Below are 25,386 nucleotides of genomic sequence, written 5' to 3'. Positions count from 1 at the left end.
GGCCGCCGGGCGCGTCGAACATGCTGCCACCGCCGGTCCCCTGTCCCAGATTGGCCGAGGCCGGCAGCGCGCCGAAGTCGCCCGGCGACAGGCTCACCTGGTACTCGTCGGGCGTCAGCGAATCGCCGTTGTCGGTCGCGCGGTCGGTGTCGATTTGTATCTCCAGGCTATCGCCCCTGTAGATTTGGTTGCCGGTCTGGGTCTGGACGTGCCGGTCGTCGGTCACCTGGGTGGCGACGTAGAGGTTGGTGCTGTCCCAACCCAACTGCCACAAGACAGACACATCCTGGCTTCTGTCCCACGCGCTGTCGTTGTAGACCAGGAACGGGCTGTCATAGGCCGGCAACGCGCCCCACTCGTTCAGGTTGCCATCGATGGTGGGCGCGCTCATGGCCGCGGCGCGCACGTCGCCGCCGGCCGGGATGACGCCCACGGCCGCCGTCGGCTGGGGTGGGGGCGTGTCGGTCGGCGGAGGCAATAGTGTGTCGGTCGGCGGGGCGGGCGGCTCGGTCTTGGTCGGCGCGGCCGTGCTGACCACAGTCGCGGGCGCGGCGGTGACCATGACCGGCGCGGCCGTGGCTTCGCCGGACGGAGAGCCGGTGGGCAGCGGGACGGCGCTGCTCACTTCCGTCGGCCGGGGCGTGTTTGTCCCCTACAGGCGGCCGGCCAGCCACGCGCCACCCCCCACCAGCATCAGTACCAGCAGCGCGCCTGCCGCCAGCGCCCACACCGGCGGCCCTCGGCGCGCGGGGACGGGGGTGATCGGGGATGTGGCGACGGCCGCGGTCGTCGCGGCGGTTCCGATCGCGCTCAGCCCGGCCGCGGCCACCGGCGCGCCCAGCAACGCCGCCCGCATAGCCCGCGCCCCAGTGAAGCGCCCTTCCGGCTGCATGGCGAGCGCCTGGCTCACGGCATCGGCCGCGTTGGGCGACACCCAGGGCGCGACTTGCCGCAGCGGGGGCATAATTTCCGGCCGCAGCAGGCGATCGGTGGCCGCCGGTGGGTCATTGGCCGTCAGCGCGTAGTAGAGCGTTGCCCCGACGCTGTAGAGGTCGCTGCGGGCGTCGGTATGGCTCAGGGCGAAACCGTAGTGCTCCGGCGAGGCGTAGTTGGGCGACCCCATGCCGCGCACCAGCGTGCGAGTCGTGGGATTGGCCGGGTTCCACAACTTGACCAGGCCGAAATCAACCAGCACCGGCGCGCCCAAGGCCGAGCCATCCGGTTGCAGGATGATGTTGTTGGGCTTGATGTCGCGGTGCAGCACGCCGCGCTGGTGGCAGTAGTCCAGCGCGTCGAGCAGGCGGACGCCTAGATCGGCGGCTAGACTCTCTGCCAGCGGCCCGGCCCGCTCTACCCGTTCGGCCAGACTCTCCCCCGGAACCAGGTTCATGACCAGGTAGACGCTGCCCCCTTCCTCAAAGAAGTCGGTGACGGAGACGAGGCCGGGATGCTTGAGCCGGGCCAGGACGGTCGCCTCCTGCTTGAACTGATCGCGCAGCGCCGCCAGTTCTTCCGGCCGCGCGCCGGGCGGGGGCGTAAGCTCCTTGACGGCCACTTCGATGGTCAGCCGCTCGTCGAAGGCGCGATAGACTGAGCCCATGCCGCCGCGGCCGAGCGGGGCGCGGATGGTGTAACGATGTAACAGCACGTCTCCTGGCGCAGGCACGAGATACCTCCAATACGTAAACCGCAGATTTCGCAGAGCGCCTTTGCGCTCTTGGCGTCTGGCGTAGCACAGGCTTCTTAACCTGTGTCCGCCGCCACAGGATAAGAATCCTGTGCCACAGAATCCTGTGCCACAACTAACAGTTACTTCTCCCGCTAAACCACATCCTTCCGCCGCTGGACGAACGCCGTCAATCCCAGAAAGACGGCGGCGAAGAGCAGCAAGACGAACCAGCGCCCCAACAGGTGGCCGGCGGCGTGGTCATAGGTCACGTTAAACGTCAGCGTCGGCGGCAGCGCGGTCTGGCCCTCATCGCAGTAGCCGCTGGCCGCCGGCGACAGCCCGGCCGGCAGCGGCTCCTCCGGTTCCAAACAGCCGCCGCCCTGCCGGTTTAGCCGCTCGATGTCAACCGAACTACCCAGCGCCTCCAGCGTCCAGCGCGTGGTCGTCAGGTAGGAGATGGGGCGGGCGGCTGGCGGGATCTCGAAGATGGCTCCGGCGAAGATGATCTGCACGAACAGGACGAAAAGGATGATATAGATGACCGTGCTGGAGTTGCGCACGATGGCCGAGATGAGTAGCCCCATGGCGATGCTGGCGAGCGTCGCCAGCACCAGGGTGACGTACATCTCGACCACCGCCGGCAGAAAGATACCGTCGCCCGGAAAATCAACCTTCCAGCTCATCACGAACAGGAGCAGCAGGCATTGCACCGCGCCGAAGGCCAGCAGGATGACGACCTTCGAGCCTAGATAGGGCGGGATGCGCAGGTTGACCATCCGCTCCCGCCGGTAGATCGGCGCCTCCTTGACGATCTCGTAGGCCGCGCCGAACAGACCGAGCAGGCTGGCCGCCAGGGCCACCATGAACAGCAGTCGCTGCGTCGAACTGGCGATCTGGTAGATGCCCTGGAACTGCTCAGCGTCGTCGCCGGGGTCTTCGTCGCGCCGGGCGTCGAGGATGTCTTGCTGAATCTCGGTGCGCACCTGCGACTCGTTCTTGCCGGTCAGATCGTGCTGGCCGGCCATGATGAGCAGCAGCAGGCCGATGAAGGGCATGACGGCCAGCAGGATGATGAGGCTCACCGTGTCGCGCCGGATCAACTCGAAGTAGCGTTGGGCCAGCACGCGGAACTGGCTCAGCGAGGAGACCTTCTGCTTGTCGGGCTGGCGCTCGTGGGCCACATTGGTTGACGAAACGAGGCCAGCGCCCTGCAACCGCCCGGCCACGTACTTCTGATGTTGGGGTGAATGGTCGTAACACGTCTCCCACAGTTCGGCAGCCGATGCCTTGGGGTTGGCGGCAACCAGTTGTCGCCACTGCTGTGACCGTTCCTCAGTCGTAAAGCTGACGCTATTGGCCGGCTGGCTAAGCCGGGTGTAGATGTCGGCGAAGTCCGTCGCGTCGAAGAAATCCTGCGCTTCCGTAGGCGGGCCGAAGTAGGTCAGCCGGCCGTCGGCCATAAAGGCGACCTGGGTGCACTGGTCAATGTTGGCCGTGGCATGGGTCACCAGCAGCACCGTGCGGCCGGCGTCGGCCAGTTGCCGCATGGTATACATCATCTTCTTCTCCAGGCCGGGGTCCAGGCCGGAGGTGGGCTCGTCGAGGAAGAACAGGCCCGGCTCGGCCAGCAACTCGCTGGCGATGCTGACCCGCTTGCGCTGGCCGCCGCTCAGCCGCCCAACCTGCTTATCGGCGTGCTCGCTCATCTCCACTTCGCCCAGCACCTTGTTGACGCGCTGCTCGATCTCCGGCCGGCCGGCGTCGGGCAGTCGCAGCCGCGCGGCGTAGGTCAGGGCGCTGCGAACGGGCAACTGGGGGTGGATGATGTCGTCCTGGGGCACGTAGCCGAGGATGCTGCGGTAGGCGGCGAAGCTCTCGTAGAGATCATCGCCGTTGACCAGCACGCGGCCGTCGGCCGGGGCGAAACCGCTCATGGCGTTGAGCAGCGTGCTCTTGCCCGCGCCGCTGCCGCCGACCAGGGCCACGAACTCTTTGGGCTGCACGGACAGGCTGACGTCTTGCAGGATGACCCGCTTGGTGGCCGCGCCGCCCGCCAACCGGCTGAGCCCGCTGCCGACCGTCACGCGGCGGACGAGATTGTAGGCGTCGATGCGGTAGTTGCCGTTGGGCGCGTACTGGGTGAAGCCGGTCGCGTCGTAGACCAGCTTGTAGGGGCCGATCTGCACCACATCGCCGGCGGCCAGCGGCCGGAAGCCGGCGACGAGCTGGCCGTTCAGGAACGTGCCATTGCTGCTGCCCAGGTCGTGCAGCAGGGCGACCCCGCCGGGCGTGGCGCGCACTTCGGCGTGGCGGCGCGAGATGGTGGGGTGGTCGAGGTGCAGGTCAGCCGACGGGTCGCGGCCGATGACGAAGACCGGCGTCTGGCCCATCTCGCTCCGGCCGAGATGGATGGTTCCAGGCGCGGCGTCGGGGCGCTGGCGGTGGAAGACCAGGCCGACGTTGTTGCCCTGCTCGTCGCCGATGCGGATGATGTCACCATCCTGCAAGACCGCCTCGGTCACCGGCCGGCCGTTGACGGCCGTGCCGTTGGTGCTGTTGAGGTCGCGGATGCGGTACGCCTCGTCCCGAAAGTTAAGGACGGCGTGGTGACGTGAGACGACGGAGCTATTGAGGACGAGATCGTTGTCCGGCTCACGGCCAATGGCGATTGTGGGCCGCGAGATGACGAACACCGCCTCCGGCTGCCCCGGCAGTTGAACGTGCAGGCGGGGCGCGGCGCTGACCGTGCTAATGGGGCCAGGGCGCGGCTGGAGCGCCCGGCCGCAGGTGGAGCAGAAGGCGGCTCCTGGCCGTTTCAGTTGTGCGCCGCATTGTGGACAGAAGTTGGCCATCCCACCTGATCCTCCTACTGTACCGGGGCCGGCCGCACGAGTCACTGGAGAGACTCGCCCACCGCCTAGCGCCCTAAGTCTGTATTATACACCAGGTGGATGAATGGCACGCGGATAAGAGCCACGATCAGTTTAGAACCCCGGCCACCCATGCCGCTGTTCCTTCCACACGTCGGCCTGATTGTGATAGCCGTTGCGCTCCCAGAAGCCGGGCTTGTCGTCGGCGCGTAACTCCAGCCCGCGCAACCACTTGCCCCCCTTCCAGAAGTACTTGTCGTCGGCGCGCTGGCCGGGCACGACGCCGGCCACGCCGCGCAACGGGTAGCCGTGCTCCGGCGACAATGGCTCGCCGTCAAAGTGGGTCGCCAGGATGAAGCCCTCTTGCAGCACGAACGCCAGCGGTGTGTTGGTGGTGTAGCCGTGCTCGCAGTGCTGGACGACAAACTTCGCCTCCGGCCGCGGCCGGATCAGCCCCTCACGCACCAGCGCGGCCACTGAGACGCCCTCCCACACCGTGTCGAACTTCGACCAGCGCGTGACGCAGTGGATGTCGAGCCGCACCTGCGTGCGGGGCAATTGGTTGAACGCCTCCCAATCCCAGCGCCGCTCCTCCTGCACCAGTCCGAACACGCGGAAATCCCACGCCGCCAGATTGACGGTGGGCACGGGGCCGTAGTGGAGGACGGGGAACTTCAGCGTGGCCGATTGGCCCGGCGGCAGACGTTGCTCCGCCTTCATGCGGGTTTCCAATTCACGGCGCTCTTTCTGATCGAATATCATCACACACCTCGAAGAGAATTAGGAATTGCGAATCACGAATTAGACTGGACAGTCCTGAGCCGCCTCTCTCAATTCCTGATTCGTAATTCCTAATTCATGTATAGCGGGATACCAACGCCTTGGCGTAATACGCATGCCAGTTCGCGCCAGGCGCCTGGCGTTGTACTTCGCGATCGAGCGAGACGAGCAAGTAGACCAGCTCACTCTTGGTGAATTTGGCGTTGAGCGCGGCGCTCAGGCGGGGCTGCAAATAGCCGGCGTACCAGATGGGCCAGTCAGGGTCGGCTCCATCCGTCTCGCTGTAGGCTGCGTGGTGAGCCTCGCCTGCCTCGCGGAACAGCGCTGCCACTTCCTCTTGTTTAACTTGGTCGATCATATGCCCTCCGTCTGTGCGGGTCGGCGTCATCCGCCGGCCGGTCGAACAATCATACGCGGCGAACGCGGCGCGGCAAGTCTTTGCCCAATAAAACTAGCGTTTCTCTGCCATTAGGGCTACAATCCCGGCGATTAGTGTCGCGTTCTCTAGAACAAAAGGATTGTGGGACGGAGATGAAGCGATCACTCCATCACTCGTTGCGGCTTTGGGCCTGTCTCTGTCTATTGTTGCCGGCGCTGCTCGTTGCGGGCGCGCTTCATGCTCAGACTGAAACCCCTCCGACGAAGACGCCTACCGCATCGCCCCCCGCGCCGACTCCCGCGCCCCCTTACCAGCTTCAGGATGACCAAGTCCTTGCCGGCGATGCGCCCGGTCGGGCCCAGATCGTCCTGAACTTCACCACCAGCGAGACCGCGTCTGGCGACGAGCAACTCGTCTTGCGTTTCACCCAACCGGGCACGCTGACCGTCCTGGAGAGTGCCATCGACCAGCAGCCGGTGCAAGCCACGTTGCAAAGCGACCAGAGGGGGTATGCCTGGGACGAATTGCCTGCCGACAGCTTGCCGCACATCCTTCTGGTCACGGTCACGGTGGGCAGCGGCATTGGCTCCGACGTATTGAGCTTCCAGTTCATCGACGCCAATGGTGATGCGTTGGGCAACACCCGGAGTCTGTCTCCGCTCAGCATGGATCGGCTGGCCGCGGCGCGGCTTGGGACGGCTGCTGTTCAACCCGATACGGGCACGCCCGTTAGCACGGCGACCGCCGCGCCGGCCACGACCGCGGCGACCTTTACCCTCACGCCGGCCCACACCGCCACGCCGAAGCCTACCCAGACCCCTACGGCCCCGGCTACTGTGGCCGCCTCGCCCACGGCGACGATCGCCGTCGCGCCGCTTGCGACCGATGAGCTTACGCCGCTCCCCGCCGACGAGGGCGCGGGCGACGGCTCCGGCTTCCCGCTCTTCCTGCTGCTTGGCGGGCTGTTGCTGGTGGCGTTGCTGGGCATCGTCGCGCTGCTGTTCTTGCGCCGCCGGCCGGTTGCCCACCCCATCCCACCGGCCGGCGCGCCGCTGACCCCGGCCGCGCCGCTCTCGCCCGGCCCGGAGTCGATCACCCGCGCGCTGACGCGACCGGTCTATCTGGAACTCGTCGGCGACCCATCGCGGCGGTTCTTCATTCAACAGACGCCCTTCGCCATCGGCCGCGACGCCGGCGGCGATCTGGTCATCGATGAGAATTTTCCGGAATGGCAGACCGTTTCGCGCGAACACGCTATCATTGCGCGCCACCCGCAGGGCTACACCATCGAAGACCGCGGGTCGCGCAACGGCCTGCGCGTGAACGGACGGCCAACGGCCAAGAACCTGTTGCGCCACGGCGCGCAGATCGCGGTGGGCGGCGTCACCTTCCGCTTTGTGGACGAGTCGCAGGCCGACTAACTGATAGGCGCCATGAACGACATTCCTTGCCCCAATTGCCAGACGCCCAACCGCCCCGGCGCTAAGTTCTGTGTGTCCTGTGGCCGCCTGCTGAACGACGAGATATCGCTCGCTCCGCCTCCTCCCGCCGCCCACCAGACTATCCGCCTGGCGGAGTCCAGCCTGCCCGACTACTCGCCGCACTTCCCGTCGCGTGGCGACAACGGCGCGGCCACCCAACCGTTGGTAGCGCCGGGTATCTATGAGCCGCTGCCCGAAGGGGCGCTGTTGGCCGAGCGCTACGTGATCCAGCAACAGATCGCCGCGCCGCCGGGCAGTTTCTGTTATTACGCCGATGACCTGGACGCCGACGCGCCCTATGGGCCGGCGTGCCTGCTCCGCGAAACGGACAGTCAGGTCACGTTGCCGCAAGCTGTCTCCGATGGCAATCTGGCCGTGCGTGACGCCGTGCCGCCGGGCGAGGGCATCCGGCCGCCCTATGACGCCTTCACGATCACGCTGCGGCCCGGTGACGTGAATCGCCTCTTCGTGGCGCGCGCCGCCGGGCGGCCGTTCGCCGAGTTGGCCTGGCCCGTTGAGACGCCAACCGCGCTGAAGTGGGGCGCGTCACTGGCCCGCGGACTGGCCGCCGTCCACGCCGCCGGGCTGGCCTTCGGCCCGCTCGACGCCGGCTGCGTCGAGAGCGATGGGCAAACGCTCTACCTGGCCGAGTTCCAGAGCGTGACCCCGGCCCACGTCCCCGACCGGGCGCACGCGGATGTGCGCGCCCTGGCCGGGCTGATCTACCAGATGTTGACCGGCCGGACGGAATACGCTCCCGCCGTGGCCGCGCCGCTGCGGGAGCGCCTGGGCGCGCTGATGAACGGGACGGCGCAATTGGGCGCGGCCGAGTTTGCCGAGGCGCTGGCCGCGGGCGCGCAGGCCCTTCGCCGCCCAACCAGCCTCGATCTGCGCGTGGGGCGGCGCACCGACGTCGGTCGCCTGCGCGAACTGAACGAGGACAGCCTGCTGGCGCTGGATTTGGTGTGGAGCAACAGGTCGGTTAGCCAGCCCATGGGCCTCTTTGTCGTGGCCGATGGGATGGGCGGCCACGAAGGGGGCGAGATCGCCAGTGGTTTGCTGGTGCGCGCCATCGCCCAGCACGCCGCCAGTGAGTTGCTGCCCCGCATGACGGCCTCGGCGGCCGGCGACGAACCCATGGACTATGGCGAGTGGCTGGTGGCGGCCATTCAGGCCGGCAACGTTGAGGTCTTCGAACGCGGCCAGACGTCGCACACTGATATGGGCACAACAGTCGTCGCCGTGTTGGTGGTCGGCGACGAAGCCTACGTGGCCCACGTCGGCGATAGTCGCGTCTACCGCCTCAACGCCGCCGGCATCGAGCAGATCACGGTCGATCACTCGCTGGTCGAGAGCCTGGTCGCCTCTAACCAGATCACCCGCGAGGAGGCGCGCCATCACCCCCAATCCAACGTCATCTACCGCACCATTGGCGACAAGCGCCAGGTGGCGGTCGATCTGGCTCAGGTGCGGTTGGCGCCGGGTGACGCGCTGCTGTTGTGTTCCGACGGTCTGAGCGGCATGGTCGCCGATGAAACCATGCACCGCGTGGTGATGGCCGCCGCTTCGCCCCAGGGCGCTTGCGATGCGCTGATCGACGCCGCCAACGCTGCCGGCGGCGAGGATAACATCACGGCCATCATCGTCAGGCCGGAGCCGTTGGCCTGAGCGGCGATCAGATGGGGACGGGGCGGAAGTCGTGAACGGCGCGGTGGAGATTTGGGGCGAGACGGTGGGCGGGCGCGGCCACCCGGATAACCGGGAGGCCATCTTCTTTCCCCGGCCGGGTGAAGATGTCCTGGATGGGGACGTGGCCGCCCGCCGCGGCTATCTGCTGGCGGTGGTGGCCGGAAACGCCGGCGGCGCGACCGGCCCGGCGGCCCGCCGGGCCGGTCAGGCGCTCCTCTCCGCCCTCATCCCCGCCTACTACAGCCACGGCGGCGCGGACACGGCCGAGCGGCTGCGCCAGGCGGTGTTGGAGGCGGCCCACACGGCGCGCGAACGTCTGGCGCAACCGGCGGCCGACGCGACGTTGCTGGCGGCGCTCATCGACCGCCACCAGCTCTATCTGGCTCAGGCCGGCGGCGGGCGCGCTTACCGGCTGCGTGGCGAAACGGCCGAACGGCTGACGCGCGATGTGGCCCCGGGGACGAGCGGACTGCTGCGCGACCCGGATGCCCGGCCGGATTTCTCGCTGATGATTCCCTTACAAGATGGCGATCGGCTCTTGCTCTGCTCCGACGGCCTGGCCGGCGCGCTCGACGATGAGACGTTGGGCAAAGTGGGCGGGCGCGACCGGCCGAGCGAGGCGGTCGCCCGGCTGATCGCGCTGGCCCAGGAGCGCGGCGCGCCGGACGATCTATCGATCATCGTAGCTCAGCTGCGGGTCGGAGCGGTCATGACCCGCGCCCATCGCGCCGTGCTGATCGCCTTGGGTGGGATCGCGGCGATCCTGTCCAGTTGGTTTTTCTGGGAATTGGTGCGATATTGGCGCGACGCCGGTTGAGGCGGCGGACTTTATGTGGGATCCAGTAGGGTGGCTATGAACGACCAACTTCGAGCGTACACACTGAAGATCGTGACCCTGGGGCAGGAGGCCCTGCGAGTTCGCCGCGACGGCGATTGGCTGCCCGATGACCTGGCGTTGTTGGCCGATGAGCTGCTGGCCCTGGAAGCGGCCATCAGCGCCCCGGCCGACGTGGCCGCGCCGGCCGAGCAGCCGGTGGATGAAGCCTATATGGCGACCGAGATGCCGCTGGAAACGCCCTACCCGCCTGTCTCGGCGACCGGCGAGGCCGTTGACGAGGTCGGTGCTGAAGAAGCCGACGTCGACGACTGGCCTACCCAGCCGTACGAAGCGCCCAGCGCGCACACGCCTGAGGCTGATCCCCTGCCCGACGATGCTATTCTGGTTCTGGACGTGGATGAGGAACCGGATGGTCAGGCGTTGGCCGGGGCCATCGTGATTGACGACGCGGCCGCCCAGGATGCGCCGGAGCTGGCAGCCGAGGCTGAGTTGACTGCGCTGGACGAGCCGGCGGCCAACGCGGCGTCGGAGCCTACTGCGGAAGATTCCACGGGCGATGACATGGCCTGGTTGAACGAATGGCCCGCGCCGGAAACGGCCACGAACGCGCCGGCCTCCGCGGACGACTGGCCCGCTTCACCCATCGAGGAGCCGGCCTCTGGGCCGGAACCGGAACAGCCGGCTCCTGTCCCGGCTGTGGCCGAGGCGTGGCCCGCCTCGCCTGTTGAGGAGCCGGCCGCGCAGCTGGAGCCGGAGTTGCCCGCGCCCGTCCCGCCTGCGGCCGACGAAGCCCGCTTCTGCATTAACTGTGGCGAGAAGCTGCGCCCCGGCAAGCGTTTTTGCCATCGCTGCGGCACGCCGATTAGCGAGATGTTCCCTGAGAACGAGGGCGAAAAGCCCGCTCCGGCCGTCGCCTCGGCCGAGGCTCCGACGGCGCCCGCGCCGATGATGTATGCACCCCCTCCGCCTTTACCGGCCACCGCGCCAGCCGAACGCCCGCCGGAGATCACGCGGTTCTGCAACAACTGTGGGCTGGGCGTGGCTGTTGGCGTAACGGTGTGTCCCGATTGTGGCAGCCGCGACATGAGTTAGCGAAACCCGCCCAACGGAAGAGAGTCGATGACTGAGCGAGTGTGCCCGGCGTGTGGCGCGGCGATGGATGAACAGGCGACCTGCACCGTCTGCGGCTGGTCGCCGGCTGTCAACGGCGCGTCCGACGTTTCGGAATCGCTTTCCGGCGACGCCCCCGTGGCGCGACCGGCTGGCGACGATGGCGCGCCCCCCGTCCCTTTGGCAGCCCTGCCGGCCCCCGCCCGCCTGGCCTTGCGCGCCGCGGCCCGCGTCCATCCCGGCCGCGTGCGCGGGGCCAACGAGGATAGCGTTTTGCTCATCCAGCTGGTCGGGCTGCCGATAATCTCAGCGTGTTCGTCGTGGCCGCCGCGCCTGTGGCTCTATAGGAGGAGGTCTTCGCATGGCTGACGAGGTTATCATTACATCATCGCTCAACCGGCCCCGGTATCCCGCTCTCGATGCCGAGCAGGTGGCCTACGTCTATCTGGAGGCCCGCCCCCGGGAGGGTGTGGCGACGGTCAACGCGCCCCTGAATCTGGCCCTGGTGCTCGACCGCAGTGGCTCGATGGCCGGCCAAAAGATACGCGACCTGCGCCAGGCGGCGCGGCTGCTGCTCGACCGTCTCGGCCCGCAAGACCTGATCTCCCTCGTGCTGTTCGATGACCACGCCGATGTGCTCGCCCCCAGTCGGCCCGCGGTCGACAAGGCGGCGCTCCTGGCTCAACTGGATCGCATCGACGAGCGCGGCGGCACGCAGATGTCGCTCGGCCTCCAGGCCGGGTTGGGTCAACTCCAGGCCGGGCTAAGCCCCGACCGCGTGAATCGCCTGCTGCTGTTGACCGACGGCGAGACGTGGGACGACGAAGACCGCTGCCGTGAGTTGGCCGGCCGCGCCGGCCAGCTGGGCATCCCAATTAGCGCGCTCGGCCTGGGCGACGAGTGGAACCAGACCTTGTTGACCGACCTGGCCGGCTTGTCGGGCGGGTCGTGGGAGTTCATCGATACGCCGGATCGGATCGTCGCCGCCTTCCAACACGTGGTCGCCGTCATGCAACGCACTGTCGTCACCAACGCCAATCTTACCCTGCGGCTGGTGCGGGGCGCGCAGCCGCGGGCGGTGTGGCGCGTCCAGCCGCTCATCGACCGCCTGACGGCGCGGGCGCTGAGCGAGCGGGACGTGCAAGTGGCCCTGGGCGATCTGCCGCGCGAAGGGCAGAGCGTTCTGGTAGAATTGGCATTGTCGCCGCGCGCGCCCGGCGCTTACCGCGTGGCCCTGGCCGAGGTGAATTACGACGTGCCCGGCGGCGCGGCGGGGCAGAAGTCGACGGCCGACGTGCTGATCACCTTCGTCGCCGATCCGGCCGAGGCCCAGGCGGTCAACGGCGCGGTGATGAACACGGTGGAGCGCGTCACGGCGCACAAGCTGATGACCCGCGCCCTTGACGAGCGGGAAACGGCCGACGCCGGGCAACGCACACAGCGCTTGCGCGCCGCCGCCACCCGATTGCTGGACGCCGGCGAAGTCGAACTGGCCCGCGAGGCGGAGGCAGCCGCGGCCCAACTAGCTGCCGGCCACTCTCTCTCCGCCGGGGCCACCAAGCGATTGGTCTCCGCTACCCGGCGACTGGACTAAGCGATATGGCTGAAAACGTCTACCGATTGCGCAGATGTCCTTTCTAAATCTGTGAAATCTGTGTAATCTGTGGATGCTTTTCTTAGGAGGTAGGACATGAGCATGATCAATTGCCCAAACTGTGGCGCGCAGGTTCCGGCCGGCGCGGCCTTCTGTGACAACTGCGGCGCATCGTTGGCCGGCGTGGCCGCGCGCCCGGCCACCGGCGGTCTGCGCTGCGCCGTGTGTGGCGAAAGCGTGATGCCGGGCGAGGCCTTCTGCGGTAATTGCGGCACGCCCCAACCCGCCGCCGCGCCGGCTCCGGCGGGGCCGTCGTTTGTGCCGCCGCTGCTGCCCCCCTCACCACCGTCCCAACCGCAAGGCTGGTCGCCTCAGCCGCAAGGTTGGCCGTCACAGCCTCCCGCGCAGCCACCTGTGCCCCAGCCATCCTCGCCCCCGCCGCCGCCCATCCCGGCCTCCAGCGCGACTTGCCCCAACTGCGGCATGCCCGTCTCGCCGAACGACGTATTCTGCGACAACTGCGGCCATGCCCTGACGCCCGCCCCCGGTTTTCCGATGCCGGAACAGAAGCCGGCCGAACCCGTCTGGCCGTCAGCCGAACCCGTCTGGCCGCCGGTCGCCCCAGCCGGCTATGAGCCATTCCCGGCCAGCCCCGGCGCGACGGCGTTCAACCCGCGGCTCATCGTCCAGGCGTCGGGCGCGACGCTGAACATGGCCGGAGGCAAGAGCGAATACATCATCGGCCGCGAAGACCCGGTCAGCGGCAGCTTCCCCGATGTCGATCTCGTTCCCTATGGCGGCGAAGAGGGCGGCGTGTCGCGCCGCCATGCCAAGATCGCCGTCCGTGGCGGTGAGTACTTCATCGAAGACCTCAATTCGGTCAACTACACCTACGTGAACCGGCAAAAGTTGCCGACGCAGGTTCCTCACCCCTTGCATGACGGCGACGAGGTGCGGTTGGGGCGCGTGGTTTTGCAGTTCAAGGTGAGTTAACGGTTCCGGTACGGTTGAAGGACAGCGTGGCCTCCGCCCGGTTTTGTCATCTGTGCGGCCGTCCCCTGGGGGACACGGGCGCGATCGACGACCGTACCTTCCGTCACCGCGACTGGCCGCCGGGGCTGGCCCTGCACCTGTGCGCCGACTGCGCCGCCCATAAGCCCCGTTGCCTCGCCTGCGGCCTGCCGGGCGCCGTCCCTGGCCTCTGCGAGACGTGCCGCCAGACGGGCCAATTCTGCCTGACGTGTGGCCGGAAGACGCGCCGCCGCGTGACCATCGGCCATAGCGGCCCCTACTGCGCCGACTGCGCCCGCGACCGCCCGCGCTGCGACGTGTGCGGCCTGCCCGTCGCCAACGGCCGCCGCCCGCTGGCCGACGGCCGCCTGACCTGCGCGGCGTGCGAGGCGACGGCCGTCCACGACCCCGGTGAGGCGCAGGCCATCTTCCGCGCCGCCGAAGCCGCTATCGGCCGGCAACTCGGCCTCTCGCTTGGCGTGCCGACGGGGTTGCTGCTGGTGGGGCGCGATGAACTGCTGGCCGTCATGCGCGAATTGGGCCAGGAGCCGGACGGCGCAGCCGACACGCTGGGGGCGTATACGCGGCGCGGGCGGCGGCGCGGCATCTACGTGCTGTCCGGCCTGCCGCGTCTGCTGCTACTCCAGGTAGCGGCGCACGAATGGGCCCACGCCTGGCAGATGGAGAACGCGCCCCTCTTGCGCGATCCGATCTGGCGCGAGGGGTTTGCCGAGTGGGTCGCCTATGGGCTGCTGCGGGCGCGCGGCGAGACGGAAGCGGCGGAGCGCATGCTCGCCCGCGAGGATGTCTATGGCGACGGTCTGCGCCACTTGCTACAACTGGAGGCGCAAATGGGCGCGCCGGGCGTCATTGACTGGTTGCGCCACGCGCGTTAGGGCGACCCGATTGTAGCGCGGGTTGCCAACCCGCCTCTTCGCGCCCCAGACGCGGGATACCATCCCGCGCGACAAGCGATTTGGCGAATCGCCCAACAGGAGCCATACTACTTCTCTGTGGCACTCCCTGACACCGAGCGCGGCAACCACGGACGGTGGCGCGATCTCTCCTGGCTGCCGATCACCGTCCTGCTGGGCCTGCCGCTCATCACCCCACTGTTGCGGTGGTCGTCCGTGGCCTGCACCCACGACGGCCACCTGCATTACCATCGCGTCGCGGCCCTGGTACACGCCTGGGAGAACGGCCTCTACCTGACGCGCTGGCTGCCCGATCTGGCTTTCGGCTACGGCTATCCCTTCTTCGTCTACCGCGAGGCCGCGCCACTCTACGCGGTCCTGTTGCCCCACCTGGCCGGGCTGCCGCTGCCGGCGGCGTCGAACCTGTTCTACGCGCTGACCATTCTGGCCGCGGGCGTGTTCATGGCCCTGTGGGTGCGCGACCTGTTCGGGCCGCGGGCGGCCGTCGTCTCGGCTGTGGCCTACATGGCCGCGCCCTACGTCCTGATCGATGCACTGGTGCGCGGCAACGCGCCGGAGTCGCTGGCCCTGCCGCTCTTCCCGTTGCTACTGTGGGCGGGGCGGCGCTGGGTGCTCGGCCGCTCCGTCGTGGCCTTCCTGGTCGGCGTCCTCGGCCTGGCTCTGCTCTCCATCAGTCACAACATCTCGACCTTCCTCTTTGCGCCTGCGTTGCTGGTCTATCTAGTGGCTGTTGCCTGGGTTAGGTCTTCGTCCGACCGCAGGGGGGCGGGGGAGCAGGGGAGCAAGGGAGAGAATTCTCTCACGCTTGCTACCCTGCTCTCCCGCCCCCCCGCCCTCCTACGCGCAACCCTCCTGATCGCCCTTGGCCTTGCCCTCGCCTTCTTCTACACCGGCGGCGCGCTGCTGGAGATGGATCAAGTCACGCTGGAGATGTCCACGACAACGCGCAACAACGACTGGCGCTTCAACTTCGCCTCGCTGGGCGAAATCCTGGCCCCCGTCGCCGCCGAAGACCCGTCGCTCGCCAACCCGCCGTTGCGCTTCCGGCTGGGTTGGGTTCCGCTGGGGCTGGCGGCCCTGGGCGTGAGCGGCTTGTGGTGGATCCGGGGACGAGACGCCGTCGTCCGGGAGCGGCGGCTGCACGTCTGGCTGATGCTGGCCGGAGCGGGCGTCTTCCTGTTCATGGCCCTGCCCCTTTCGCGCGCGGTGTGGGAGGCGCTGCCGCTGATCGACTTCGTCCAGTTTCCCTGGCGCTTCGTCGGTCGCGCCGCGCTGCCCGTGGCCTTCCTGGCCGGCATCCCCTTCGCCCATCCCTTTTTCTCTTCCCCCCCGCTCCCCCGCTCCCCCGCTCCCCTGCGCTCAATCCTTTTCCTGCTTGCCCCCACCCTACTCATCGTGGAAGCGCTCCCTACCCTGTATCCGCGCTACTGTTGGGAAGAGCCGTTCCCGACCATCCTGACCGTCCACACCTACGAGCGGCTGAGCGGGCTGGTCGGCGTCGACCCGGAGGGCAGCTACTTCCCGCGCACGGTAGCGGAGCGGCCGGCTGGCTCGCCGCTGGAGGCCGACTACGCCGCCGGCCGCGTCCCCCAGCGCTTCGACGCGACCGCTCTGCCCGACGGGGCGACGATCAGCGACGTGGTCTATGACCGCTTCGGCGTCACGCTGACGGTGGACACGCCGGAGGCGTTCACAGCGCGCTACCTGAGCTTTGCCTTCGCCGGCTGGTCGGCGCGGGTAGATGGCGAGCGGGTTCCCATTACGCCTGAAGACCCTTCCGGGCTAATCACCTTCGACGTGCCCACCGGGCGGCATGAGATCGTCGTGGCGTGGGGGGCGACGCCGCTGCGGCTGGCGCTGGTGGGGCTGAGCGGACTGGCGGGGGTGGGCGTGGTCGTCGTGGCGCTTTGGGGACGGCGACCGGGCAAGCGGAGAAAAGAGGAAGAATCCGCAGATTTCGCAGATTACGCAGATTTTTCAGAGCGATGGGCGGGTTCTGCGGTATCCGTGAACACTTCACCGCTAACGCGCGCTGAGGTGGCGGCGCTGGTGCTGCTGGCCGTGGCGCTGCTGGGGGGGAAGGCGCTGGTCGACCGGGTGGAGACGCCGCTGCGGCGGGTGGGTGCGCCGCCGGTGGCGCAGGTCACGGCGTTGCAGGGGGCGGAACTGCGGCTGGACGGCTTCAACCTGGGCCGCGGGCGCGTGCCGGCGGGGGAGACGTTCGACATTGACCTGGCCTGGACGGCGCTCGCTCCACCGGTCGCCGACTACCAATCCAACGTCTGGCTCGTGGACGCGAACGGGCTGATGTGGAGCGACAAGGGCACGCAACGGCCGCGCCTCTACGAGGACGCCCCGCCATCGCGCGAGTGGTCGCCCGGCCAGTGGGGCTGGGACAGCCACGAAGTGCGCGTCCTTGACGGCGCGCCGCCGGGCCGCTACGACATTGTGCTGACCCTGTTTGACAAGGCGACGCTGGCCCCGGTCACGCTGACCGACAGCGGCACGGGCGAAGTGGTCGGGCCAACGGCGGTGATCGGGCAGATCGAGGTCGTCAACCCGGCGCGACCACCCGACTTCACGCCGCAATACCCGCTCGATGAGACACTCGCGCCGGGGCTGCGTCTGCTCGGCTACAATCAGGATCGGGCCGAGGCGATTCCAGGCGAGAGCGTGCTGCTGACCTTCTTCTGGGAGTGCGCCGAGGCAGCGTCGTGCGGCCGTGTGGCGCTGCGGCTGGAAGACGCGGCGGGGGCGACGGCGCGCGTGTGGGACTTGCCGCTCGTGCGAGAAGGTCTGGCGGCGGACGAGTGGCCCGCCCACGGCCGGCTGCGCGGCCAGCACCTCCTGCAACTGCCGGCCGGCCTGGCAAGCGGGCGCTACCGCTTTGTCCTGCAAGAACTGCCCCTGGGCGAGATCGCCATCACCGCTCCGGAACGTACCTTCACCCCGCCGCCGCTGGCCCTGACACTGGACGCCCCATTCACCGCGAACGACGGTACACTCATCGCCACCCTGGTCGGTTTGGCCGCTGGTTCACCGCTGCCCCCCTGCTCCCCCACCCCCCCGCTCCCCTGCTCCCTTCCCCTCCTCTGGCGCGCCGAGTCGGAGACGCCCGTTGGCTACCACGTCTTTGTCCATCTGGTGGACGAGACTGGGGCCATCGTCGCCCAATCGGATGCCGTGCCCGGCGAATGGACGCGGCCGACGACGGGCTGGTTGCCCGGCGAATACGTGCTGGACGTGCATACGCTGGCTCTGCCCGAAACGCTGCCGGCGGGGCTGCTCACGCTGCGCATTGGCCTCTACGACCCCGACAGCGGCGAGCGGCTGATGGCAGCCGGTGGGGAAACGTTCGCGACCATTGAAGGGGTTAGGGAGTAGGATGTAGCGCGGGATGGTATCCCGCATCTTCCGGCGCGAAGAGGCGGGTTGCCAACCCGCGCTACAACCCCCTCTAACGTTCTTCGTACACTCGTTTTATCTTTTTTATACGTTTCCCTCTGAGAATAGAAGGTGTTAGCGTGGTTTGAGCAAGACACATAATGGCAAAAACAATCAAAATTGGAGGTGTCGCCATGTCCAAGATTGTACGTTGGAACCCGATGCGTGAGGCGGTTGACCTGTTCAATGAGTTTGACCGCGCGTTCGATATGCCGTTCTACCGGTCGCGGTGGGGTATGCCCCTGCGGGCCAATGAGGTGGTTGGCAGTTGGGGGCTGGCCCTCGACGTGGCCGAACAGGGCGAGGCGTTCACCGTGAAGGCGTCGCTGCCTGGCATCAGCGCCGACGACCTGAACGTGACTCTGGAAGACAACGTCCTGACCATCCAGGGCGAGATGAAGGAAGACGAAACCATCGAAGAGGCCAACTACCACATCCGCGAGCGCCGCTCCGGCAGCTTTAGCCGCAGCGTGCGCTTTCCGGTCCCGGTCGAGGCCGGCAAGGTCGAGGCCGCCTTCGAGAACGGCGTGCTGACGTTGACTATCCCGAAGGCGGAGGCGGTGAAGCCGAAGCGGATCGAGGTTAAGGCTGCCTAATCCCGCTTGTAGGGTGGGATGGTATCCCGTATTCCGCTGGTCTGAAGAGACGACATGCCAGCCCGCGCTACAACGGCGTGGTCGTTGAAGACGAGAGGCGCTCTGCTCATTGAGTAGAGCGCCTCTCTTGTTATGGTGTGCCCGGCAACGCCGTCAACGATTCTCCACGTACAACTGGCGCGGGTCCAGGCGGGTTATGCCCTGAATCTGATCGAAGTGGGTGTCGGCCGAGATCAGCGTAGTCAAGCTATTGTTGCGCATCACCGCGGCATGGATCAAATCGCGCGCCTTAATGCCTTGCGGAGCATAGGCGTTGAATAGCTCAATGGCCAGGGCGACGTCTCGCCGCGTGATGGGCAGGACTTCTGGCACAAGGGTCAAGACGTTCGTCGCCAGCGTCACGGCCAGCGCGTGTCGCTCCAGCGCGCCATAGCGGTACAGGATTTCTTGTACAATCTCGGCGTCGATGACCGCTGAGAGCTTCCCCTGCGCGATGGCCGCCATGACCCATTGGCAAGCCTCCCGATAAGGGTGTTTCGCGCCGGCTGCGTACATGGGGATGTTGACGTCCAGAAAGAGTGGCCCTTCGATCATTGGGTTGCGCCCCTGATGATCTCTTCTTCCATCTGTTCCCAGTCGGCGACGGGAGCCTCTAGCGCGAACATCTCCTGCAGCGCTTCGAGTTTGCGCTTTTCTTGCTCTGGCGCGAAGTAAACCGCTTCCACAGCCTCGCGAACGAGAACGCTGATGGGCTTGTCCGTCTCAGCGGCGATATGTGTCAGTTGCCGATATTGTTCGTCCGTAAGCACCGTTTGAACACGCTGTGTCAGTATAGCCACTATCCCCTCGCGGTTGTAATATATCTTCGATAGTATCCCTATTATACTCACAACTTGCGGTTGGCTCAATCACCAAGCATCTGAAAGGTGACTACAACTTTGTCTGACGCCCTCTCTGGCCGAAATGAAAGCTAGTGACAAATGTCATACTTTCGGGTGACATTCATCACTATTTCAGCGGATCGTCCATGCTTTATGATCAGACATACAGGGCATTCCATCCTGTGTCAGTGGGTTGTAGCGTTTAAGAGCGGGGCCTGGGGAGCCGCGCGCTGACCGAATAACAGCCAGAGCCGGCTCCTGGGGCTAACCGCCTAGGGGAGCAAGAAATGATCACTTTGCACGTTGGGAAAGGCGGCCGCCGCTGGTTCAGCGCGGCCGCGATCGTTTTGGGGTTGTTGTTATTGGTCACGGGCTTAAGCCCGGCCGGCGCGCAGGACCAGCCGGAGGCCGCCGGCCAGCCGCCGGTCGACGCCCAGACCTTGGAATTCTCCTCGCCGTGGTGGGGCGCCACGCCGGTTCACGATGGCCTGGCTCTGAAGACGTCCACCGGCGACTCGTCCGACCTCTTCGGCCAGACGGTCGCGCTGTCCGGCGATACCGCCGTGGTTGGCGCGCCGGCCGAGGACGTTAACGGCCTCTGGGACGCCGGCGCGGTGCACGTCTACGTGCGCAATGGCTCCGGCTGGACCGAGCAAGCTCGCCTGACGGCGTCGAACATCGCGCGCCAGGATCATTTCGGCGAGTCACTGGCCCTGGACGGCGATACCCTCGTCGTCGGTGGCAACCGGTTTAACGACCAGGGCAGCGCCCAGGAGAGAGGGGATGTGTACGTCTTCGTCCGCAATGGGACGACCTGGACGGAGCAAGCCCACCTGATCGCCTCCAACGCCGAAAACGGCGACCTGTTCGGACACGCGGTCGCAATCTCCGGCAATACCATCGCCGTCGGCGCGCCCTGGGAGGACGGCGACGGCTCAGGCCCGGGCAACAACGGCGCGACCGATTCGGGCGCCGTCTACGTGTTCGCCCGCAATGGGACAACCTGGAGCCAGACCGCTTATCTGAAGATGCCCGAGGTGGTGCGCGCCCATGATCACTTCGGCGTTTCAGTGGCCGTTGAAGGGGACGTCATCGCTGTGGGCGCGCCACAATCCGACGGCTTCGACGGCTCCCCGGCCAATCATGGCGCGGTCTATACTTATCGCCGTTACGGGACGAACTGGGAGTGGCGCGGCCTGCTGGAGGCATCTAATCTTGAGGCCGATGATGGGTTCGGGGCATCGGTAGCGATGGCGGGCAACACGATCGTCGTCGGCGCACCGGGCGAGGATGGCAATGGCTCGAGCGAGAGCGACAACAGCGCGCCCGACGCCGGCGCGGCCTACGTCTTCACGTCAGGCAACGAAGGCACCAGGTATCAGCGAGCCTACCTGAAAGCGTCTAACGCCGAGGCGGGGGATCGATTCGGCGGCGCCGTCGCGCTAGAGGAAGAAGCGCTAATCGTCGGAGCCGAATGCGAAGACGGTGATGGTTCGAGCGAGAGCGACAACAGCGCCGAGTGGGCCGGCGCGGCCTACGTCTTCGCCGGTGGGGGCACCAACTGGACGCAAGTGGGCTACCTGAAGCAGCCTAGCGCCTATTCCATGAGCCTCTTCGGCAACGGAGTCGCCATGGATGGGGGGCAGGTGGTCGTAGGAGGAGACTTCTACTTTGACTGGTCAGGTGCGGCCTACGCCTACGTTCTCGACTACCCGTATGGCCCTACGGCCCGCGTCTCGGTGGACTCGCGAGGCAATCAGGGGTATGCCACTTCCCACTCCCCCGCCATCTCGGCCAACGGGCGGTACGTCGCTTTTGCCTCCGAGGCCATGCTGGTCGACGATGACACCAATGGCGGCGATGAGAATAGCGATATCTACGTCCATGACCGGCAGTCAGGCCAGACGACCCGCATGTCGGTGGATTCCGCCGGGGGTCAGATAAATGGCTGGGCGTGGCGGCCCACGATCTCGGGTGACGGCCGGTACGTGGCCTTTCAATCGGACTCCGACGACCTCGACGGTGGCTACCCCAACGGCCTGGACGACGTCTTCGTCCACGACCGCCAGACCGGCGAAACCCATCTCGTCTCGGCCGATGCGGCGGGCCACCCGGGCAACCACGCCTCCTGGGCCGCCGCGCTCTCGGCCAATGGGCGCTACGTGGCCTTTGCCTCCAACGCCAGCAACCTCGTCGGCGGCGACACGCAGACGTGCGAGGATGACTATTACGGCACGATCAGCTGCCCCGATATCTTCGTCCGCGACTTGCAGACGGGCCAAACCAGCCGGGTTTCGCTGAGCACGGCTGGCGAGCAGGGCAATGCCGAGTCCTACAACCCCGACATCTCGCCCGACGGGCAGTATGTAGCCTTCCAGTCAAGCGCCAGCAATCTGGTGGCCGGCGACACGAACGGCACGGTCGACGTCTTTGTGCACGACCGCCAGACCGGCGAGACAACGCGCGTCTCGCTCAATTCGGCCGGCGCGCAGGGCACTGGCGACTCGGAAGACCCCGCCATCTCGGCCGATGGGCGCTACGTGGCCTTTGGCTCCTACGCCAGCAACCTCGTCAGCGGCGACACCCAAACCTGCAAGGTCGGGTCTGGTAGCGCTAACTGTCCAGATATCTTCGTTCATGACCGCCAGACAGGCCGGACGACGCGCGTCTCGGTGGACTCAGCCAGCAACCAGGCGAATGCAGCGTCATACGAGCCAGCTATCTCGGCTGATGGCCAGTATGTGGGCTTCTACTCCGGGGCCAACAACCTGGTCCCTGGCGACACCAACGACGCAGGCGACGTTTTCGTCCACGATCGCTACACCGGCCAGACCCGCCGTGTCTCGGTCGGCCCGGGGGGCCGGCAGGGCGTGGGCGGCGCGGCCGGCTCGCCCGTCTTTTCGGCCGACGGCCGGTACGTGGCCTTCGACTCCTCCGCCAAGAACCTGGTCCCCGGCGACCTGGGCGACCACGACGTCTTCGTCCACGACCTGTGGCAGGACAATATCACTGTCACGCGCGCCTCGGTCAATTCGGCCGGCGAGGAGGCGGACATTGGGGTAGATGGGGAGTGGCTGAGCATCTCGGCCAACGGCCGCTTCGTGGTCTTCCAATCTTCGGCGCGCAACCTGGATAACCAGCACCCGGCCTGCGGCACCGGCAGCACGTTTGTCCACGATCGGCTGGCGGGCTGGACGGTGTGCGTCTCGACCAATGAGGCCGGCGATCGGGCCAGCTTCTTGACGCACGGCTCGACGATCTCCGCCAACGGCCGGTTCGTGGCCTTTGACAGCTACACCGATGGCCTGGTGCCGGGCGACACCAGCGGGCTGAATGACGTCTTCGTCCGCGATCTCCAGACGGGCCAGCTTAGCCTGGTCTCGGTCAACGCGGCTGGCGCCCAGGGCGATAACCACTCGAACGGCCCGAGCCTCTCCGCCGACGGTCGCTTCGTCGCCTTTACGTCCGCCGCCAGTAACCTGGCGCCGGGCGTCCGGCCGCTGTGCAACGATAGCGGCGATTACTACTACTGTAGTGACATCTTCGTTCGCGACCGGCAGACAGGGCAGACCATCCTGATTTCCGCTGACTCCGGGGGCAACCAGGGCAATGGCTGGTCGACGGACCCGGACATCTCCGCTGACGGCCGGTACGTAGCCTTCTTGTCAGAGGCCACCAACCTGGTCGAGGGCGACACCAACAACGCCACGGACATCTTTGTCCGCGACCGGCAGACGGGCCGGACGACCCGCGTCTCGGTCGACTCGGCCGGCGGTCAGGGCAACGACCATTCGGGCTGGCCCGTAATCTCGGCCGATGGGCGCTACGTGGCTTTCGTGTCCTCGGCCAGCAACCTGGTCAGCGGCGACACCCAGATGTGCCAGTATGGCAGTGGAGAGCCATACAACTGCGAAGACGTCTTCGTGCATGACCGGCAGACAGGCCGGACGATCCGTGTCTCGGTCGACTCGGCCGGCGTTCAGGGTAACAACTATACCTCCTGGGCCGACATCTCCGCCGACGGCCGGTACGTGGCCTTCGGGTCATGGGCCAGCAACCTGGTGAGCGGCGACACGAATGGCGCCAGCGACGTTTTCATCCACGACCTCCAGACGGGCCGGACAACCCGCGTCTCGCTGAACTCGGCCGGCGGCGAGGAAGACGGCGGCGCGACGAACGTGGCCCTGTCAGCCGATGGCCGGTTTGTGGCCTTCATGTCGGAGGCGGCTAACCTCGTCAGCGGCGACACCAACGTCGCGCGTGACGTCTTCGTCCACGATCGCGGGGCGGTAACCGCCCCGGCCGCGCCCATCGCCGTGAACATCACCCTCTACAACAACCCCACCACGACCGCGGCCCGCGCGCCCTACGAGCGCCTCATCGGCTACTTCGCCGACGCCGTCTACGAATCGTCCAACGGCGCGCGCAAGCTGGGCGCGGTGACCTTCCATACGGCCAATAGCAACCTGGCCGGGGCGCACATCATCTGGGCCGATCGGTGCTGGCCCAACGCGCAGCCGGCCGGCTACGCCGTTCCCGGTATGCACGTGAACATGTGCGACGTCTTCGCCGACGGGGCGGGAACGGGCCAGGACTACGCCTTCCTGAGCGACGACGCGCACCAGCGCGGCGGCGGCTACACCCTGGCCCACGAGTGGGGCCACTACTACTTCGGGCTGTACGATGAGTACGTGGGAAAACCGGACTGGGACGACACGTTGTACCTGCCCCATTCGACCGACGTGGCCGTGCCGAACTCGATCATGAACAGTCAATGGTACGCCCTGGGCGGGAACAACAACTGGCTTAACTTCTCGGTGGCCAAGAATGACGCCGGGCAGACGGCGCAGTACCGCGTCTATGGCGCGTCCGGCTGGGACACGCTCATGCGTCCGGCGTCGGCCGACCCGCGCGACGGTCAGCGCCTCTCGCTGCCGGCGCGAACCTTCTACGCGGACTTGCTGGAGGTCGCGCCATGGGTCAGCCAGGATGCGGCCATCCAGCTGCCCGCCAGCGCGGCGCTGAGCGACCTGCAGATCGTCTGGCAGTCGCCGGCGGCGGCGCAACCCGAGGACGCGGCCGCCGCGGGCTACGCGGCGCAGTTGAACTCCGTTCTGGGTCCGACGGTCACCTCGCCCGACCCCATTCTGCTGCTGGCCTTTGTCCACAAGGCCCGGCCGCTGACCGGCGTTGGCGTGCAGGGCAGCGTGCGGCTGCCCAACGGCAGCAACCAGCCGGTGACCTTCGCCGACGACGGCCAGCCGCCGGACGCGACGAAAGGGGATGGCCTCTACTCGGCCATCCTCGGCTACCGGGCCAATGGCGCGTATACCGTCCGGGTGGACTTCGACAACCACGCCGGCAAGGCCGCCTTTGTGTCTACCTCCTTCCAGCCGACGACGGACGTGAACGGCAAGCCCGTCCCGCTGCCGCCGCCGGCCCCGGTGAGCGCCGACTTCACGGCGTCGGCCACGCTCCAGGTCACGGTGAGTGGCGTCGTGGCCGACGATCACGGCAACGCGCCGGGCAGCGCCCGGGCTATCGCCGCCGACAACGCGCCCTGGGCGGGCAAAATCGACAAGGCCGGCGACAAGGACGTGTTCCGGTTCACGACGCTGGGCAGCGGGGTGACCTATGTGCGGGTGAGCAACCTGGCTCTGGGCATGAATCCCAGGCTGCGCGTGTTCGGCCCCAATGGGACGACCGTGCTGTTCATCGCCGGTCTGGACAGCAGCCTCAGCGAGTACCCGTTCATCCCCCTGACCGGCGTCGCGCCGGGGACGACGGTCTACGTGGAAATCAGCCACGCCTCGGCCACGGCCGCCGACGGGCTTTACGAATTCAGCGCCGGGCCGAAGCTGCCCAGCGACACGATGCGCTTCCGCATCTTCTTGCCACATACGATCCGGTAGCTGCGAGCGTTCAGCGGCGAAAGGCCGGGCGCGGGCCGAACAAGCGGTCGCCCGGCCCTTGCCGGAACGCTTCGGGAGATCATGACATGACGACGAGACAGAATCAGAGAAGCGGTCGCCGGTTTAGCGCGGCTGCGATTGTGTTAGGGATAGTGTTGCTGGTCGTGGCGCTAAGCCCGGCCGGGGCGCAAGAGGAG

The 25,386-nt window shown here is 67.2% G+C and carries 18 protein-coding genes; 11 read left to right on the top strand and 7 right to left on the bottom strand.

Features of this window, described 5'->3' with window-relative positions; genetic code table 11:
• From ACE3UY_RS20165 to ACE3UY_RS20145, 5 genes are all read right to left on the bottom strand, one after another.
• On the bottom strand, positions 1–625 hold a 625-nt coding region (locus tag ACE3UY_RS20165), incomplete at its 3' end, for a sugar-binding protein (protein ID WP_374689276.1).
• Positions 626–652: 27 nt separating this feature from the next.
• Positions 653–1,666, bottom strand: a complete 1,014-nt coding sequence (locus ACE3UY_RS20160) for a serine/threonine-protein kinase (RefSeq protein WP_374689275.1) — start codon at positions 1,664–1,666, stop codon at positions 653–655.
• A gap of 155 nt (positions 1,667–1,821) precedes the next feature.
• The gene (locus ACE3UY_RS20155; RefSeq protein WP_374689274.1) at positions 1,822–4,521 is read right to left on the bottom strand and encodes an FHA domain-containing protein; all 2,700 of its coding nucleotides are present in this window, start codon (positions 4,519–4,521) and stop codon (positions 1,822–1,824) included.
• A 132-nt stretch (positions 4,522–4,653) separates the two neighbouring features.
• Complete coding sequence (locus ACE3UY_RS20150) at positions 4,654–5,301, bottom strand: sulfite oxidase-like oxidoreductase (RefSeq protein ID WP_374689273.1); 648 nt, start codon at positions 5,299–5,301, stop codon at positions 4,654–4,656.
• Positions 5,302–5,395: 94 nt separating this feature from the next.
• The gene (locus tag ACE3UY_RS20145; protein ID WP_374689272.1) at positions 5,396–5,677 is read right to left on the bottom strand and encodes a hypothetical protein; all 282 of its coding nucleotides are present in this window, start codon (positions 5,675–5,677) and stop codon (positions 5,396–5,398) included.
• 173 nt (positions 5,678–5,850) lie between these two features.
• Here ACE3UY_RS20145 and ACE3UY_RS20140 point away from each other — a divergent pair, with 173 nt between their 5' ends.
• The 10 genes from ACE3UY_RS20140 to ACE3UY_RS20095 all read left to right on the top strand — a co-directional run bounded on the left by ACE3UY_RS20140 (position 5,851) and on the right by ACE3UY_RS20095 (position 18,396).
• On the top strand, positions 5,851–7,119 hold the full coding sequence (locus ACE3UY_RS20140; protein ID WP_374689271.1) for an FHA domain-containing protein: 1,269 nt from the start codon (positions 5,851–5,853) through the stop codon (positions 7,117–7,119).
• Between the two features lie 12 nt (positions 7,120–7,131).
• Entirely contained in the window at positions 7,132–8,847 is a 1,716-nt protein-coding gene (locus tag ACE3UY_RS20135) for a Stp1/IreP family PP2C-type Ser/Thr phosphatase (protein WP_374689270.1), read from the top strand.
• A 31-nt stretch (positions 8,848–8,878) separates the two neighbouring features.
• Positions 8,879–9,685, top strand: coding sequence for a PP2C family serine/threonine-protein phosphatase (locus ACE3UY_RS20130; protein WP_374689269.1), 807 nt, complete (start codon positions 8,879–8,881; stop codon positions 9,683–9,685).
• Between the two features lie 36 nt (positions 9,686–9,721).
• The gene (locus ACE3UY_RS20125; protein WP_374689268.1) at positions 9,722–10,798 is read left to right on the top strand and encodes a zinc ribbon domain-containing protein; all 1,077 of its coding nucleotides are present in this window, start codon (positions 9,722–9,724) and stop codon (positions 10,796–10,798) included.
• Between the two features lie 27 nt (positions 10,799–10,825).
• A complete protein-coding gene (locus ACE3UY_RS20120) occupies positions 10,826–11,185 on the top strand; it encodes a hypothetical protein (RefSeq protein ID WP_374689267.1) in 360 nt (119 codons plus the stop codon).
• On the top strand, positions 11,178–12,410 hold the full coding sequence (locus tag ACE3UY_RS20115; protein ID WP_374689266.1) for a VWA domain-containing protein: 1,233 nt from the start codon (positions 11,178–11,180) through the stop codon (positions 12,408–12,410). Before ACE3UY_RS20120 ends, ACE3UY_RS20115 begins: the two co-directional genes overlap by 8 nt.
• Positions 12,411–12,506: 96 nt before the next feature.
• On the top strand, positions 12,507–13,403 hold the full coding sequence (locus tag ACE3UY_RS20110; RefSeq protein ID WP_374689265.1) for a zinc-ribbon domain-containing protein: 897 nt from the start codon (positions 12,507–12,509) through the stop codon (positions 13,401–13,403).
• A 26-nt stretch (positions 13,404–13,429) separates the two neighbouring features.
• Positions 13,430–14,317 (top strand): zinc-binding protein, encoded by an 888-nt coding sequence (locus ACE3UY_RS20105; protein WP_374689264.1) that lies wholly within the window; start codon positions 13,430–13,432, stop codon positions 14,315–14,317.
• A 117-nt stretch (positions 14,318–14,434) separates the two neighbouring features.
• On the top strand, positions 14,435–17,740 hold the full coding sequence (locus tag ACE3UY_RS20100) for a hypothetical protein (RefSeq protein ID WP_374689263.1): 3,306 nt from the start codon (positions 14,435–14,437) through the stop codon (positions 17,738–17,740).
• Positions 17,741–17,934: 194 nt separating this feature from the next.
• Positions 17,935–18,396: an Hsp20/alpha crystallin family protein gene (locus tag ACE3UY_RS20095; protein ID WP_374689262.1), complete on the top strand. Its 462-nt coding sequence runs from the start codon at positions 17,935–17,937 to the stop codon at positions 18,394–18,396.
• A 153-nt stretch (positions 18,397–18,549) separates the two neighbouring features.
• On the opposite strand, the gene ACE3UY_RS20090 is transcribed toward ACE3UY_RS20095, so the two are convergent.
• Together ACE3UY_RS20090 and ACE3UY_RS20085 are read right to left on the bottom strand one after the other, a co-directional pair.
• Positions 18,550–18,990: a type II toxin-antitoxin system VapC family toxin gene (locus ACE3UY_RS20090; RefSeq protein ID WP_374689261.1), complete on the bottom strand. Its 441-nt coding sequence runs from the start codon at positions 18,988–18,990 to the stop codon at positions 18,550–18,552.
• The gene (locus ACE3UY_RS20085) at positions 18,987–19,235 is read right to left on the bottom strand and encodes a ribbon-helix-helix domain-containing protein (RefSeq protein WP_374689260.1); all 249 of its coding nucleotides are present in this window, start codon (positions 19,233–19,235) and stop codon (positions 18,987–18,989) included. The genes ACE3UY_RS20090 and ACE3UY_RS20085 overlap by 4 nt, the downstream gene beginning before the upstream one ends.
• A 329-nt stretch (positions 19,236–19,564) precedes the next feature.
• Here ACE3UY_RS20085 and ACE3UY_RS20080 point away from each other — a divergent pair, with 329 nt between their 5' ends.
• The gene (locus ACE3UY_RS20080; protein WP_374689259.1) at positions 19,565–25,189 is read left to right on the top strand and encodes a choice-of-anchor X domain-containing protein; all 5,625 of its coding nucleotides are present in this window, start codon (positions 19,565–19,567) and stop codon (positions 25,187–25,189) included.
• The last annotated feature ends 197 nt before the right edge of the window (positions 25,190–25,386 follow it).

Origin of the sequence: Promineifilum sp. (SeqCode), from assembly GCF_041918635.1 — a bacterium.
Classification (GTDB): domain Bacteria; phylum Chloroflexota; class Anaerolineae; order Promineifilales; family Promineifilaceae; genus Promineifilum.
The sequence above is the reverse complement of the archived record's forward strand: the minus strand, read 5'-3'. Positions and strand labels throughout refer to the sequence as shown.

Coding starts and splice junctions, on each gene's coding strand:
- ACE3UY_RS20155 (WP_374689274.1), bottom strand. CDS start 4,521: ATGGCCAACTTCTGTCCACAATGCGGCGCACAACTGAAACGGCCAGGA.
- ACE3UY_RS20150 (WP_374689273.1), bottom strand. CDS start 5,301: ATGATATTCGATCAGAAAGAGCGCCGTGAATTGGAAACCCGCATGAAG.
- ACE3UY_RS20145 (WP_374689272.1), bottom strand. CDS start 5,677: ATGATCGACCAAGTTAAACAAGAGGAAGTGGCAGCGCTGTTCCGCGAG.
- ACE3UY_RS20140 (WP_374689271.1), top strand. CDS start 5,851: ATGAAGCGATCACTCCATCACTCGTTGCGGCTTTGGGCCTGTCTCTGT.
- ACE3UY_RS20135 (WP_374689270.1), top strand. CDS start 7,132: ATGAACGACATTCCTTGCCCCAATTGCCAGACGCCCAACCGCCCCGGC.
- ACE3UY_RS20125 (WP_374689268.1), top strand. CDS start 9,722: ATGAACGACCAACTTCGAGCGTACACACTGAAGATCGTGACCCTGGGG.
- ACE3UY_RS20120 (WP_374689267.1), top strand. CDS start 10,826: ATGACTGAGCGAGTGTGCCCGGCGTGTGGCGCGGCGATGGATGAACAG.
- ACE3UY_RS20115 (WP_374689266.1), top strand. CDS start 11,178: ATGGCTGACGAGGTTATCATTACATCATCGCTCAACCGGCCCCGGTAT.
- ACE3UY_RS20110 (WP_374689265.1), top strand. CDS start 12,507: ATGAGCATGATCAATTGCCCAAACTGTGGCGCGCAGGTTCCGGCCGGC.
- ACE3UY_RS20095 (WP_374689262.1), top strand. CDS start 17,935: ATGTCCAAGATTGTACGTTGGAACCCGATGCGTGAGGCGGTTGACCTG.
- ACE3UY_RS20090 (WP_374689261.1), bottom strand. CDS start 18,990: ATGATCGAAGGGCCACTCTTTCTGGACGTCAACATCCCCATGTACGCA.
- ACE3UY_RS20080 (WP_374689259.1), top strand. CDS start 19,565: ATGATCACTTTGCACGTTGGGAAAGGCGGCCGCCGCTGGTTCAGCGCG.